General features: G+C 64.1%; 14 protein-coding genes and 1 pseudogene. 6 read left to right on the forward strand and 9 right to left on the reverse strand.

Translation table 11 applies throughout. The features are described 5' to 3' along the window. Positions 1–3: 3 nt before the first annotated feature. Both GUY23_RS05385 and GUY23_RS05390 read left to right on the forward strand, forming a co-directional pair. A complete protein-coding gene (locus GUY23_RS05385) occupies positions 4–249 on the forward strand; it encodes a hypothetical protein (protein ID WP_166968544.1) in 246 nt (81 codons plus the stop codon). Beyond that, a complete protein-coding gene (locus tag GUY23_RS05390; protein ID WP_166970404.1) occupies positions 215–544 on the forward strand; it encodes a histone-like nucleoid-structuring protein Lsr2 in 330 nt (109 codons plus the stop codon). Before GUY23_RS05385 ends, GUY23_RS05390 begins: the two co-directional genes overlap by 35 nt. Positions 545–863: 319 nt before the next feature. Here the strand turns inward: GUY23_RS05390 and GUY23_RS05395 are convergent, their stop codons facing one another. Then, positions 864–1754 (reverse strand): macrolide 2'-phosphotransferase, encoded by an 891-nt coding sequence (locus GUY23_RS05395; protein WP_166970405.1) that lies wholly within the window; start codon positions 1752–1754, stop codon positions 864–866. Positions 1755–1904: 150 nt separating this feature from the next. Between GUY23_RS05395 and GUY23_RS05400 the strand changes: the two genes are divergently transcribed. Beyond that, positions 1905–4445: an ATP-dependent Clp protease ATP-binding subunit gene (locus GUY23_RS05400; RefSeq protein WP_166970407.1), complete on the forward strand. Its 2541-nt coding sequence runs from the start codon at positions 1905–1907 to the stop codon at positions 4443–4445. Between the two features lie 93 nt (positions 4446–4538). After that, positions 4539–5123 carry an amino-acid N-acetyltransferase gene (locus GUY23_RS05405; RefSeq protein WP_166970409.1) on the forward strand — a complete coding sequence of 195 codons (585 nt, stop codon included), beginning with the start codon at positions 4539–4541 and terminating at the stop codon, positions 5121–5123. 2 nt (positions 5124–5125) lie between these two features. Here GUY23_RS05405 and GUY23_RS05410 read toward each other — a convergent pair whose 3' ends face one another. Continuing rightward, positions 5126–6157: an A/G-specific adenine glycosylase gene (locus GUY23_RS05410; RefSeq protein WP_166970411.1), complete on the reverse strand. Its 1032-nt coding sequence runs from the start codon at positions 6155–6157 to the stop codon at positions 5126–5128. 117 nt (positions 6158–6274) lie between these two features. Here GUY23_RS05410 and GUY23_RS05415 point away from each other — a divergent pair, with 117 nt between their 5' ends. After that, positions 6275–6967 (forward strand): hypothetical protein, encoded by a 693-nt coding sequence (locus tag GUY23_RS05415; protein WP_166970413.1) that lies wholly within the window; start codon positions 6275–6277, stop codon positions 6965–6967. A gap of 3 nt (positions 6968–6970) precedes the next feature. Here GUY23_RS05415 and GUY23_RS05420 read toward each other — a convergent pair whose 3' ends face one another. From GUY23_RS05420 to map, 4 genes are all read right to left on the reverse strand, one after another. Next, on the reverse strand, positions 6971–7363 hold the full coding sequence (locus GUY23_RS05420; protein ID WP_228282750.1) for a VOC family protein: 393 nt from the start codon (positions 7361–7363) through the stop codon (positions 6971–6973). A gap of 129 nt (positions 7364–7492) precedes the next feature. Then, positions 7493–8842: a DNA repair protein RadA gene (gene radA, locus GUY23_RS05425; protein ID WP_166970414.1), complete on the reverse strand. Its 1350-nt coding sequence runs from the start codon at positions 8840–8842 to the stop codon at positions 7493–7495. Between the two features lie 61 nt (positions 8843–8903). Next, positions 8904–9410 (reverse strand): GNAT family N-acetyltransferase, encoded by a 507-nt coding sequence (locus tag GUY23_RS05430; protein ID WP_166970415.1) that lies wholly within the window; start codon positions 9408–9410, stop codon positions 8904–8906. A gap of 49 nt (positions 9411–9459) precedes the next feature. Further along, positions 9460–10227, reverse strand: coding sequence for a type I methionyl aminopeptidase (gene map / locus GUY23_RS05435; protein ID WP_166970416.1), 768 nt, complete (start codon positions 10225–10227; stop codon positions 9460–9462). Positions 10228–10648: 421 nt separating this feature from the next. On the opposite strand from map, the gene GUY23_RS05440 reads away from it, so the two are divergent. After that, positions 10649–10939 carry a hypothetical protein gene (locus GUY23_RS05440; protein ID WP_166970417.1) on the forward strand — a complete coding sequence of 97 codons (291 nt, stop codon included), beginning with the start codon at positions 10649–10651 and terminating at the stop codon, positions 10937–10939. Here the strand turns inward: GUY23_RS05440 and GUY23_RS18920 are convergent. The 3 genes and pseudogenes from GUY23_RS18920 to GUY23_RS05455 all read right to left on the reverse strand — a co-directional run. Continuing rightward, positions 10932–11024 (reverse strand): annotated as a pseudogene (locus GUY23_RS18920) (hypothetical protein); the annotation flags it as partial. The gene GUY23_RS05440 and the pseudogene GUY23_RS18920 sit on opposite strands and share 8 nt — an antisense overlap. Before the next feature lie 292 nt (positions 11025–11316). Then, positions 11317–12852, reverse strand: coding sequence for an L-piperidine-6-carboxylate dehydrogenase (amaB, locus tag GUY23_RS05450; RefSeq protein WP_208085485.1), 1536 nt, complete (start codon positions 12850–12852; stop codon positions 11317–11319). 103 nt (positions 12853–12955) lie between these two features. Beyond that, entirely contained in the window at positions 12956–14167 is a 1212-nt protein-coding gene (locus GUY23_RS05455) for an NAD(P)/FAD-dependent oxidoreductase (RefSeq protein ID WP_166970424.1), read from the reverse strand. Positions 14168–14338: the final 171 nt, after the last annotated feature.

Below are 14338 nucleotides of genomic sequence, written 5' to 3' on the forward strand. Positions count from 1 at the left end.
GCAATGATGGAAATCCTCAAAGCGCTGCTTCCCTCGATCTGCGTGGGACTGCTGTTCTGGTACGTGTTTAGGAACATCCTGCGTGCCGATCGCAATGAACGCGAGCAGGTCGATAAATACTATTCGGAGATTGACGCTAACGAAGTGGACAATAATTCGGAATCAGATGTTAGGATGAATGCGACAAAAACCTCTGATTACGAAAAGAGTGAACATGGCAAGGGAAATGCGCCTCGTTCTCACGGATGATTTCGACGGAACGGAAGCGGCAGAAACCGTTCGCTTCAGCCTGGACCAAGCAACCTACGAACTCGAGCTCTCAACAGAGAATGCCGATAAGCTTCGTGAAACATTCGCCCCATTCATCGCCAAAGCACGTCGCGTAGCCAACACCGGCGGTCGCTCCCGTCGCGGCGGCTCGGCCGGCCCCAAGCGGGACACCGCCAAGATCCGCGAATGGGCGCAGAACAACGGTTACCAGCTCGGTGACCGTGGCCGCATTCCCCTTGAGATCGTCGAGGCCTACGAGGCAGCCGAGAAATAAAGGGCCCGGCTCACAGCCGCGAACTCCGAACACAGTCCTGAGGGACCAGCGAATTCCACCGCTGGTCCCTCAGGACTTTTCGCATCACTGAGGTCCGCTCTGTTCACTCGGGCCTTTTCGGATCGAGATCACGAGCAATTCGCGGACTCAACGGCGATCGCGGTGAACGCAACTGAGATGTCTCAAACTCAGACATCTGTCAGGAATTATGGGGCTGAAAGACATGTCGGCTCGCGGTCTGTCAAATGCGCTGGCGAATTCCGCGACGAATCAAGGGAGCCTGTGGTCGCTGAGGCGTGTGGATATCCAGGTGAAGAGGTTATGAGTGTGGATTGAGCTGAGCCCTCGCCGCAGCCAGATGCTCTGGTTCCCGGGTGTGGAGTGCGAAGAGTCCCAATTCGACGGGAGTGGCCGCGTAGAGTTCGTCGCAATGTTCGGCGAACCTCGGCCAGACATGTCCGCCTGCTTCGACATACCGGGCGAGCGTCGTCTCGAATGCTGCGGCCGAAACACTGGCACGGTGGAACATGAAGTCCCTGGCGGGATCGCCGATCGACGCTGTCGTCCAGTCGAGGACGCCCCGGGTGATCGGTCCGTCCATGAGCTGATGAGCCGGATACACCTCGCCGTGAGTCACGGTCGAGAACGTCGGCCAATAGGAGTCGTCGTCGAGCCATGCGGACCAGCGCCGACGCAGGTTCGATGCCACTGCGAACTCAGTGACGACTCGATCGATGTCGTCACGTTTGCGCTGCCGCACCTCGGCGGGGGAGAGGTCCGGGATCCCCGAGGGGCGGACGAGCACGGGATCGACGGTGTGCAACTCGGCGAGTATGCCGGCGAGGGACTCGGCGTACGCAGGGGACTCGACGTCGAAATGCCAGTGCGGCTGTCCGCGATCGTCGATCGTCAACCCGGGAGACCCCGGCAGAAGCGGGTAGGCGATGAGTTGCTCAGAATGCACCTGCCAATCCGGAACCGCAATGCTCAGATGCGGCCTGATGCTCTTGAGGAAACGTCCTTCCACTGCGGCGCGGGCGACGACATCCGGGCGTCGAGGTATTCGGAGCACCCAGCGGCTGCCGTCGACCGCTTCGCCGATGGCGACCTGGAAGTCGAGACCGAGTTCGTTGACTGCGATGGTCTCGGAAACGATGTCCAAGCCGTGGTCGAGCGCCAGCTCTCGGATCGTCGAACGGTCGACGGACATGGAATCGGCCTTTCTGCCCAAACAGAGTGTCCCTCGAGTCTAGGGAATTTCGCCCACAGCCAAACGGTTTCGGCTCATGGCGAAACGTGCAATAGAACCGCGCCGATGGTCGTTAGGCTCAGAAGAATCAGAAGACCGAGGAGGATGAATATGTTCGAGCGGTTCACCGACCGAGCACGACGCGTTGTGGTGCTCGCGCAGGAAGAAGCGAAACTTCTCAAACACAACTACATCGGAACCGAGCACATTCTGCTCGGCCTCATCCATGAGGGTGAGGGCCTGGCCGCGAAGGCCCTCGAGGGCATGGACATCTCCCTCGAGCAGGTGCGGGACCAGGTCCAGGAGATCATCGGTCAGGGACAGCAGGCACCCAGCGGACACATCCCCTTCACGCCGCGGGCGAAGAAGGTCCTCGAACTCAGCCTGCGTGAGGCACTGCAGCTGGGACACAGCTACATCGGCACCGAGCACATCCTGCTCGGCCTCATCCGTGAGGGCGAGGGAGTCGCGGCTCAGGTGCTCGTGAAGCTCGGCGCCGACCTCGGACGGGTCCGCCAGGAAGTCATCAAGCTGCTGTCGGGCTACCAGGGCAAGGAACCTGTTTCGGCCGGCGGCCGCGAAGAGGGCGCCCCGTCGGGTTCGCTTGTGCTCGACCAGTTCGGCACCAACCTCACCGCGGCCGCCCGCGAGGCGAAGCTCGACCCGGTCATCGGGCGTCATGAGCAGATGCAGCGCGTGATGCAGATCCTCTCGCGCCGGACCAAGAACAACCCTGTGCTCATCGGTGAACCCGGTGTCGGCAAGACCGCTGTGGTCGAGGGGCTGGCCCAGGCTATCGTCAACGGCGATGTGCCCGAGATCCTCACGGACAAGCAGCTCTACACCCTTGACCTCGGTTCGCTGGTCGCCGGCTCGCGCTACCGCGGTGATTTCGAGGAGCGCCTGAAGAAGGTACTCAAGGAGATCCGCACCCGCGGCGACATCATCCTCTTCATCGACGAGATCCACACCTTGGTGGGAGCCGGTGCCGCCGAAGGCGCAATCGATGCCGCATCGATCCTCAAGCCGATGCTGGCTCGCGGAGAGCTGCAGACCATCGGTGCGACCACTCTCGACGAGTACCGCAAGCACATCGAGAAGGATGCCGCCCTCGAGCGTCGTTTCCAGCCCATTCAGGTTCCCGAACCGTCGCTGGCGCATTCGATCGAGATCCTCAAGGGTCTGCGCGACAAGTACGAAGCGCACCACAAGGTCACCGTCACCGACGGTGCCCTCGCAGCCGCGGTGAACATGTCCGATCGCTACATCAACGACCGGTACCTGCCGGACAAGGCGATCGACCTCATCGACGAAGCGGGTGCGAAGCTGCGCATCTCTCGTCTGTCCGTGCCTCAGGAAGTGCGCGACCTGGAGGAGAAGATCCTCGAGGCCCGGCACCGCAAGGAGGCCGCGATCGACGCTCAGGACTTCGAGCTCGCTGCGTCTGAGCGCGATTCCGAGATGAAGCTGGTCAAGGAGAAGGAAGAGCAGACCGAGGCCTGGCGCAAGTCCGGCACCGACACCTCGAAGGTCGTCGACGCCGATCTCATCGCCGAGGTGCTCGCCTCTGCCACCGGCATTCCGATCTTCAAGCTCACCGAGGAAGAGTCCTCGCGCCTGCTGCGGATGGAAGACGAGCTGCACAAGCGCGTCATCGGGCAGAACGATGCGGTCAAGTCGATCTCGCGGGCGATCCGTCGCACCCGAGCCGGCCTGAAGGACCCGAAGCGCCCCTCCGGTTCGTTCATCTTCGCCGGTCCCACCGGTGTCGGCAAGACCGAGCTGGCCAAGGCCCTGGCCGAGTTCCTCTTCGGTGACGAGGACTCGCTCATCAGCCTCGACATGTCGGAGTACTCCGAGAAGCACACCGTTTCGCGACTGTTCGGTTCGCCTCCGGGATACGTCGGTTACGAAGAGGGCGGTCAGCTCACGGAGAAGGTGCGTCGCAAGCCGTTCTCCGTCGTCCTCTTCGACGAGGTGGAGAAGGCCCACTCGGACATCTTCAACTCGCTGCTGCAGATCCTCGAAGACGGTCGTCTCACCGACTCCCAGGGTCGTGAGGTCGACTTCAAGAACACGATCATCATCATGACGACCAACCTCGGTACGCGTGATGTCTCGAGCGGACTCCAGCTCGGCTTCCAGGTCGAGGGCGATACGAAGACGAACTACGACCGGATGAAACAGCGGGTCAACGAAGAGCTCAAGCAGCACTTCCGCCCCGAGTTCCTCAACCGTGTCGATGACACGATCGTGTTCCCGCAGCTGAGCAAGGAAGAGATCATCAAGATCGTCGATCTCTTCCTCGAGCGCCTCGACACCCGACTTGCCGATCAGGGCATGAAGGTCGAGGTCTCGGACGAGGCGAAGACCCTGCTCGCCGAGCGCGGCTACGATCCCGTGCTGGGTGCCCGGCCGCTGCGTCGGACCATCCAGCTCGAGATCGAGGACACCCTGTCCGAGAAGATCCTGTTCAAGGAGATCGGTCGCGGGCAGACCATCAAGGTCGACGTCAAGGGCGAAGGCAAGGACGCAGAGTTCACCTTCGAAGGCGCCGAGACCGAGAGCCTCAAGCCCGAAGACGATGAGGCCGGCGAGCTCGCCGGTGCGGGTTCGGCAAGCTCCGGCGGGTCGTCGGAGACCTCCGCCTGATCGACTGAGTCGAAAAGCGCCCGGGGAGACGGCAGAAGCCGTCTCCCCGGGCGCTTTTCGTGTGCGTGGCAGACGATGGTGTTGAATGAGGACATGAGCTCTTCAGACGCCGGCTTCGACCACGAACAGATCTCCGCGGACCATCATCACAAGCATGAGCTCCCTGGCGGTCTGTACCTGCGTCGCGCTCGGACCAGCGACGTCAAAGGCATCGAAGCACTGGTGGCTCCGTTGGCAGCCGAACGGATCCTGTTGGCCAAGGACACAGTGACCTACTTCGAATCGCTGCAGGAGTTCTGGCTGGTCGTCGATCCTCAGCCCGACGGGTCCGAGGTTCTGGCCGGATGCGGAGCCCTGCACATCATCTGGTCCGACCTCGCCGAGGCGCGCACGGTGGCGACCTCACCCGACTATCGGGGCAGGGGAGTGGGCAAGGCGATCATCCGCCAGCTGCTCACCGATGCTCGCGAGATCGGCGTCGACCGGGTGTTCTGCCTGACGTTCGAAACCGGGTTCTTCGGCTCTCTCGGTTTCGAGCCGATCAAAGGCATACCCGTGTCTCCCGAGGTCTACGTCGAACTCCTCCATTCCACCGACGAAGGTGTGGCGGAGTTCCTCGACCTGGCACGGGTCAAGCCGAACACCCTGGGCAACTCGCGGATGATCAGATACCTCTGACCTCAGCGGGAGGGCAGTCTCAGGCCGTGCCCGTTCCTCTGTGCCAGACCGTCGGTGACGAGGTCGCCGATGAGTCGGGAGATCCTCTCCGCGTCGGTGCTCAGCTCGCGCACTCGGGCCAGCGCGGCCGCGGTCGGCTCATTGAGAGCATCGAAGAGATCGGGGTCGAGTGCGGTCACTGAGGTCGTGAACAGATCGATGTCGATGCCCGGCTGCTCCGCCCCGGCGGCGTGACCGGTCTTGAGCACATCCATGATCGCTCCGCGCAGCTGTCGATCCGTGCCCGCCCACTTCTGAGTCTTCGGCTTCGTCGCCGAGGCTGGCCTGCCCAGTTGGTACCAGGTGCAGAGGTCCTGCAGCGGGCAGGCTGCGCAGTCGGGTTTGCGGGCCGTGCACACGAGAGCGCCGAATTCCATCACCCCGGCGTTCCACTGCACGTGATCGTGTTCGGGGACGAATCCGGAAGCCCAGACGGTCTCCTTCCGGCTCGGTGAGGTGGCGGGGCGTTCCCGCCCGGCGAAGAGGCGGATGAGCACGCGTCGGACGTTCGTGTCCAGAACGGTCGTCTTACGACCGTGGGCGAAGGAGGCGACGGCGGCTGCCGTGTAGGAACCGATCCCCGGCAGCCCTTCGAGCTCCTCGGCGGTGTCGGGAACGGTATTGCCCTTCTCCTCGGCGATGACACGTGCGGCTTCCTGCAGTCGCAGCGCCCGCCGCGGATAGCCCAGACGGTCCCAGCGCTGGAGCACCTCGGCGGTGGGGGCCGCCGCAAGATCTGCCGGCGTCGGCCAGGCTGACATCCACTCCCGCCAGCGCGGTTCGACTCGGGACACCGGAGTCTGCTGCGACATGATCTCGCTGACGAGGACGGCCCAGGCACTGGTCTCGGGATGCCTCCACGGAAGGTCCCGGGCAGCCGATTCGAACCAGGAGATGATCGTTGACTGCACACGTCGGAGCACCGGCTCGGCCACCTCAGGGAAGGGCGAATCCGATGTCGACGGAGTCGATTCGGGACTGACTCGGTGTGTCATTTGGATGCTCATTCGCAATTGCCTAGGCTCAAAGCGATGACTCCTTCCAATCGTGGTTCGCACCCGCAGCGAGCTGCTGGCCAGCCCCGCCAGTCTAGCGGGAAGCTGCCTGCCCACGTGTACCGCAGACGCCGCATTACGCTGGCCGTGTTCAGCCTCGTAGTGCTCGGACTGCTGGTGCTCGGCATCGTCGGCATCGTCAAAGCGATCGGCAGCAGTGGGGGAGACGACGGCGAAGTCTCGGCCGAACCTTCGGAGCAGGAGACGACGACGGCGGCGCCTGTGCCGGATAAGAAGGCCGCGAGCGGCGAGTGCCCCGAGGACAAGATCTCGCTTAAGGCGAAGGTCGACCCGGAATCCGTCAAGGACGGTGACGAGCCCGAGTTCGGGATGGTCATCGAAAACAGCCATGACGCGACCTGCCTCATCGAGGTCGGCACGAAGAAGCAGGAGTTCGTCGTCAAGAAGGACGGCAACGTGGTCTGGTCATCGAAGTACTGCGCCGCATCGAAGGATGAGAACGCTGAGGTCTCGACCGAGTTCGCGCCGCAGTCGGAGAAGACGGCGAAGCTCAAGTGGAATCGTATCCAGGTCGACAAGAATTGCAACAAGACGAACAAGGACTTCGCATCCGGGGACTACGAACTCGTCGTCAAACTCGACGACAAGGCGAGCAAGCCGGCGAAGTTCGAACTGGAGAAGAGCGCCGCCGAGAAGGAGAAAGACGAGAAGGCGGCCGACGAGAAGAAGGCCGAAGAGGACAAGAAGAAAGCCGACGAGGACAAGAAGTCCGATGACGATGAGGGCTGAACCTCACGCTCCGCGGTAGGAACCGACTCCCCACGAATTTCCGTCATGGTCGCGGAAGTCGAACTCGCGGCCGCCGTGCTCCTGCGTCGCCACTGGTCTGACGATGGCGTGCCCCATGTCGACGATCTCCTGGTAGAGGCGGTCGACTTCACGTTCGGTGTCGACGACGACGTAGATCGAGCTGCCGCCGACGGCGTCGAGGGCGGATCCGTCATTGCGGACGGAGCCGATCATGATCCCTCCGGTGTCGCCGAGCGCGAACTCGGCATGCTCGACGACCGTCGGGTCGTCCTCGTTGCGGACCAGCAGACGCTCAGTGAACCCGAGCGTGAGCAGCAGGGAGATCGTGGCCTGCGCATCCGAGGTCCTCAATGCCGGAAAGACTGTCGTGGTCATACCTCCAGGATGCTCTATTCGGGAGCGAAAGTCCCGAACTTTCTCTCATATGGCCCGCGCCGGGTACCCGGGAACCGCGGAATCCGAGGCGGCAATGACCGCCTCGGGCATCGGACCTCGGAACGTCGGTCAGGCGGTCTTGAGCAGGACCTGCACCGCCTCGGCGATGTGCTCGCATTCCTTGATCTTCATATTGTCCGGCGCCGGCACATTGCGCATGGCTTCCTTCGCGACGATGGCATGGGTGATCCCCAAGCGTCTGGCCTCGTTGAGTCGCTGCCCGAGGTTGGGGACGTTGCGGACTTCGCCGGACAGACTGATCTCACCGATGCCGACGAACTTCGTCCACATCGGTCTGCCCAGCGCCGCCGAGGCCAGGGACAGGCAGATGGCGAGGTCGCTGGCCGGTTCCGTCAGCTTCGCTCCGCCGACGGTGGCGGCGAAGACATCCGATTTGGCCAGCTGGACGCCGGGGATGTTCTGGCTGAGTACGGCCAGCATCATCGCCACTCGAGAGGAATCGACTCCGGAGACGGACCGCCGTGACTGACCCCCGGCTGACTCGGTGATGAGAGACTGCACCTCGACGAGCAGTGGACGCTTGCCTTCCTGCGTCACGGTCAGGCAGGTGCCCGGCGGGTTCGATCCGCTGCGGGAGAGGAAGAGACCGGAGGGGTCTTCGAGACTCTTGATCCCGTTCTCCTCCATGTCGAAGCAACCGACGTCGTCGGTGGGACCGAAGCGGTTCTTGACCGCTCTGAGCATGCGCAGACGCGAATGCTTTTCGCCTTCGAAAGTGCACACGACGTCGACGAGGTGCTCGAGCAGACGGGGACCGGCGATCGTGCCGTCCTTCGTGATGTGGCCGACGAGCACCGTGGGCAGCGATCTGGACTTCGCCTCCCTGATGAGCGCCGCCGCGACCTCCCGGACCTGGGTGACGCCTCCGGGAACTCCCTCGACCTCCGAGGACGCGAGCGTCTGGATGGAATCGACGATGAGCAGTTCGGGCGCCTCGGCCTCGATCATGCCCAGCACCGAACCGAGATCGGTCTCCGCGGCCAGCAGCAGCGAGTCTTCGAGGGCGTTGATCCGCTCGGCGCGGAGGCGGACCTGACCGGCAGATTCCTCACCGGTGACATAGAGGACCTTGGTGCCGAACTTCGCGATGCGGGCGGCCACGTCGAGCAGCAGCGTCGACTTGCCGACGCCCGGTTCTCCGGAGAGGAGGACGACGGCGCCGGGGACGATTCCGCCGCCGAGCACCCTGTCGAACTCGCTGACGAAGGTTGATCGTGCCTGTGCTTGGGAGGAGTCGACCTCGTTGATCGATTTCGCTCCCGAGGACTTCTTGACCTTGGTCTTCACCTTCGAAGCATTCGCGCCCTTCTCCTCGAGGGTGCCCCAAGCCTGGCATTCGGGGCAGCGCCCCAGCCATTTGACGGTCGAATAGCCGCATTCGGTGCAGGTGAATGACATACCGCAATTCTGGCACGAAGGGCTGACACGGGGCGCCAGGATGGTTCAGAGGTTCGGAGGTTCAGAGTCGCTTCTCGACGAGCACCGTGTCCCGCCACCGGCCTGTGAAGGGGCCATGGGACATCAGACCGATGCGTTCGCGATGTCCGACCACCCGGAATCCGGCTCGTTCGTGCATGCGCAGACTCGCGGTGTTTTCGGGGAAGATCGACGCTTGTAGAGTCCAGAATCCGTTGTCGAGGGCGCGTTTCGACAGAGCGGAGAGCAGCGTCGTGCCGACACCTCGGCCGGTGGCGGTCGTAGCGACGTAGACGGAGTGCTCAAGGACGCCGCGATAGACCTTGCGGTCCGAGGTCGGGGCGGCGGTGGCCCAACCGGTCACCACTCCGTCGGGCGCTGTGTCGTCGGGTCGCGTGGCGACGAGGCAGAGTTCGGGGATGTGGGCAGCGAAGAACTCTTCGCGACTCGGCGGGGCGGTGGCGAACGTGGCGTTGCCGCCGGCGATGCCCTCGGCGTAGATTTCCGCGACCGCAGGCCAGTCGTCAGCCGCCATCGTTCTGATCGTCATTGCCGATCAAGGCCTGCTGTGTCCGCGCCGAACAGTCGCATCAGGACCGTCAGTCGAGTGTGGTGAGGATTCGGGGCCCGTCCTCGGTGATGGCGATCGTGTTCTCCGAGTGCGCGCCGTTCGACCCGTCGGCCAGGCGTAGAGTCCAGCCGTCCTTGTCGACGGTGAGCTTCTTCGAGGTGAAGGACCACCAGGGCTCGATGGCCAGGGTGAGGCCCGGCTTGAGGACGAGTCCGCGACCGCCCTTGCCGCGGTTGGCCACGTGCGGGTCCTCGTGCATCGTGTGACCGAGTCCGTGGCCGCCGAAGTCGAGGTTGACCGGGATGCGCTGTTCATCGGCGACGTCTCCGATGGCCTTCGAGATGTCGCCGAGGCGGTTCCCTGCCTGGGCGGCGTTGATGCCGGCCTCCAGCCCGTTCCAGGTGGAGTCGATGAGTCGCTGATCCTCGTCGCTGCCGTTTCCGACGACGACGGAGCGTGCTGCGTCGGCGACCCAGCCGTCGATGGATACGGCGAAGTCGAGCGTGAGCAGGTCGCCGTCCTTGAGGACGTAGCTGTGCGGCTTGCCATGGAGGACGCCGTCATTGACCGACAGGCAGATGACGTTGCGGAACGGGCCTTCTCCGAAGGACGGAGCATAGTCCCAGTAGCAGGACTTGGCTCCGGCGTCCTCGATGAGCTTCCGGGCGCGCTTCTCCAGGTGCATGATGTCCATGCCGGGTTCCGCGATCTCAGACAGTTCGGCCAGAGTCTTGGCGACGAATCGGCCGGTCACCGCCATCTTGTCGATCTCGGCGGGTGTCTTCAGCTCAATCACGGGGTCTCCTTCGGCGATGCGCGAGGTATCTGCAGTGCGCGAGTGGGCACTGGTGCGCGCCGATTCAACGGTGCGCGGGGCAGCCGACAACGCGCGTTTCACTATCGATTCTAGTCGCAGTCGCCCTTGACATCGCGATCCGGGGTACATCCGTGACGAACCAGACAGGCGCGAGTGCCCAGGGGGCTCGCGGCGCTCTTCGGGCTCGTGGCGCTCTCGTTCAGGTGCGCGACGCTCGTTCAAGCGTCCACGCACGCACTGAGCCTCCCGCGAGCTCGTTCAAGGGTCAGCGACAACTGTCGAATCGTCGTCGGTTCGATATCCGCGCTAACCCTTGAGCGAGGAGAAGCCGTCGGCCTACAGAGCTCCGAAAGTGTAAGGAAGCTTGTGAATGAGGGTGTGCGCGCGTAGGGTGCGGGGCATGAGGAACATCATTACGGCGTTCTGTGTCGGCATGAGCCTCGCGGGCTCGGTGCTCTCAGGCGAAGAGGATCTCCGTACCGGCGGACCCTGGGTCCTCACACTCATCGTGTTCCCCGCGTGCGCTTTGATCTGTCTGGCAACGCTGCTGCGGGACCACAGAAAACGATTCTCAGCCGCTGACCGAGGCTCGGACTCCTCGGCATCGAACTCCTCGGCATCGAACTCTTCGGTGTCGGGCACCTCGGTGTCGGCTGATCAGGGTCGAGGGAGCGCAGTACACCTCAACTGAGGTGGCTGTGTTGCCTCTTCGGTCGAGCGACCAGCCAGCAGATCGGCCCGATGAGCGGGAGCAGGAAGGCGATGATCACCCACGAGACTGACTGGGCCCCACCAGCTCGGGCTCAAGCACTCGTTCGAGGGCTCGCGACGTTCGTTCAAGGGTCAGCAGCAAATATCGAGTCGTCGACGGTTCGACATTCGCGTCAACTCTTGAACGATGTGGGAAGTGGCTGGCGGAGCGGCGCGCCATGCAGCCGGTAGTTGGTGAAACGCCGCGGGCGGCGGCTGGCGGAACAGCGCGCGAGGCGGCGGCTGGCGGGATGGCCCCGACCTGCGGGAGGACGCGCGACTACCCGTGCCGTCCCGCCGAGCAATTTGACTCGCGTCTCAGAGGAACTCGACGCCCTGGGCCAGCGGCAGTTCGCCCGAGTAGTTGATCGTGTTCGTAGCCTGCCGCATGTACGCCTTCCACGAATCGGTGCCCGACTCACGGCCGCCGCCGGTCTCCTTCTCGCCACCGAAGGCCCCGCCGATCTCCGCACCCGAGGTGCCGATATTGACGTTGGCGATGCCGCAGTCCGACCGGGCCAGGAACCTCTCGGACTCCGCGAGCTCCGAGGTGAAGATCGCCGAGGACAGTCCCTGCGGCACGTCGTTGTGGATCTCGAGCGCCTCATCGAGGTCCGAATAGGTCACGACATAGAGGATCGGAGCGAAGGTCTCATCCTTCATCACCGCGGTCTGCCCTGGCATGCGCACGACAGCCGGTTCGACATAGTGCGCGTCGGGACGCTCGTCGGCCAACACCCGGCCGCCGCCGCACAGCACCGTGCCGCCCTCGGACTCGGCCTGCTTGAGTGCCGAATGCATCGCCTCGTACGATCCTTCGTTGATGAGCGGTCCCACGAGCACCCCGTCATCAGTCGGCGAGCCGATGCTCAGCGTCCGATACGCCGCGACGACCTTGTCGACGAAGTCATCGGCGATCGACTCGTGCACGATGAGCCTGCGCAACGTCGTGCAGCGCTGACCGGCGGTGCCGGCGGCCGCGAAGACGACCCCGCGCAGAGCCAGATCGATGTCCGCGCTCGGGGCCACGATCGCGGCATTGTTGCCGCCGAGTTCGAGCAGGATCCGGCCGAAGCGCTCGGCCACCAGGGGGCCGACCTCGCGCCCCATCCGCACCGAACCGGTCGCCGAGACCAAGGCCACGCGCTCGTCGCGGACCATGACGTCACCGATGTCCCGGCCACCGATGAGGATGGGTGCGAGATTCTCCGGCGCCCCCACCTCGGCGGCGGCCTGAGCCAACAGGGACTGTGCCCCGAGGGCGGCGAGGACCGCGTTCTCCGAAGGCTTCCACACCACCGCGTCACCGGCGACGAGCGCCAGCGCGGTGTTCCACGAGTACACGGCCACGGGGAAATTGAACGCCGAAATCACCCCGACGACGCCGAGCGGATGCCACGTCTCCATGAGCCGGTGACCAGGACGTTCACTGGGCATGGTCCTGCCCCACAGCTGCCGGGACTGACCGAGTGCGAATTCGCAGATATCGATCATCTCCTGCACTTCGCCCGCGGCCTCCGATGGAGTCTTGCCGGCCTCGACGGTGATGATCTTCGCCAGCTCCTCCTTGTGCTCGCCGAGCAGGTGACCCCAGCGCTGAACCAGCTGACCGCGCACGGGAGCGGGCACATCGCGCCACGCCTCGAAGGCCCTCTGTGCCGCCGCGATCTTGTCCGCAGTGGTCTCCGCAGTGTCCGCGGCGATCGTGCCGAGGTCCTGTCCGGTGATGGGGGAGCGGGCAGGCAGGTTCGCCGAGGCGGCCGAACCCTTGAGCGCGTCAGCGCTGACTCCGCAGGCGCTGAGCCCCGCGGTGAGGAGGTCGGTGATGGTCTGGTCGGTGGGCAGTGCGGTCATGGTGATCCTTTCGTCGTCTTCTGCGTCGATCGGCCCTTCGGCCGGTCGGTGGTGGTCTGTCGTTTCTGGGGCGGTCGAGTGGGCGAGGGTGAGTGCGTGCCGGTCAGATCACGTTGAGCTCCTTGCGCAGGCCGGTGGTCGCGAAGCGACGTTTGTCCATGGGGGAGACGTCGATGAAGGGTTCGCGTCCGGTCATGAGGTCGGCGACGACTTCTCCGACGGCCGGACCCATGAGGAATCCGTGCCCGGAGAAGCCGCAGGCATAGAAGAACCCCGGCAGTTCCTCGGCCTCGCCGATAAGGGCGTTGTGGTCCGGTGTCATCTCGTACAGACCGGCCCAGCCGCGCTTCGCCTCGATATCGCCGAGCTCCGGGGTGCGGGCCTCGATGTGTTCGGCCAGGGTGGCCAGCCAATTCGGATCCCGTTTGTCATTGAAGGACCAGTCGTCTGCCTCATCGGGGCAGCCGAAGAGCAGACCTGCTCCTTCCGGGTGGACGTAGTAGCTGGTCGTGAAGTCGATGGTGAAAGGCATCCTCGTCGTATCGAAGTCGACGGGTTCGGAGACCATGATCTCCCGCCGCAGCGGTCGGACCGGCAGGTCGACTCCGGCCAGCTCGCCGATGAGCCCGGACCAGGCTCCGGCCGCAGTCACGACCTGTGAGCAGGAGATGGTGCCGCGGTCCGTGATCACCGAGGTGACCCGACGATCGGTGCCGTTCCCGCTCCCAGTGTCGTCGCCGACCTCGAAGCCGGTGACCTCGCAGGATCTGAGCACTCGCACCCCGCGCTGACGGGCGGCGCTGATGTACCCGGACACGACCGCCTCAGGGGTGCAGTGACCGTCACCGGGGTTGAAAGCCCCGGCCACGAGGCCATCGGTGTTCACATACGGGGCCAGTTCGGTCACCTCGGCGACGGTGAGCATCCGCGAATCGAGTCCCATCCGCTGCTGCAGGGCCACATTGGCGGCGAACGCCTCGGCTGATTCCTCGGAATCGAGGAGGAAGAGGTATCCGTTGCGCACAAGGCCGATGTCGATGCCGAAGTCGGCTTCGAAGGTCGCGAGCACCTCGAGCCCGCGGGCCGCCAGCGCGATGTTGACCTCGTCGGAGAACTGGCATCGCACACCGCCGGCGGCCTTCGATGTTGAGCCGGAGCCGGGGGTGTCGCGTTCGACGATGACGATGTCCTCGACGCCGCGTTCGGCCAGGTGAAAGGCGATGGACGCGCCCATCACCCCGGCGCCGATGATGACGACCGAGGCGGTGGCGGGGAACGTGTCTTCGGCAGTGCTCGGGGTTGACGGGGTTTCCATGAAGCACCTCGCTTTCTGCGACTGTGGCGACCATCATCGGTAGCCACGGCCGCGGAAGATGCCGACAGTGGTGTCGGCGAACTGTGTTGTGCCTCCATTGTGCTGGCGCTCACAGTTAAGGACAAGGGAGAGTTTGTGAACACTCTGTTCAGTGTTCCTAAAGACGGATAC

Source organism: Brevibacterium atlanticum (assembly GCF_011617245.1).
Lineage (GTDB): Bacteria > Actinomycetota > Actinomycetes > Actinomycetales > Brevibacteriaceae > Brevibacterium > Brevibacterium atlanticum.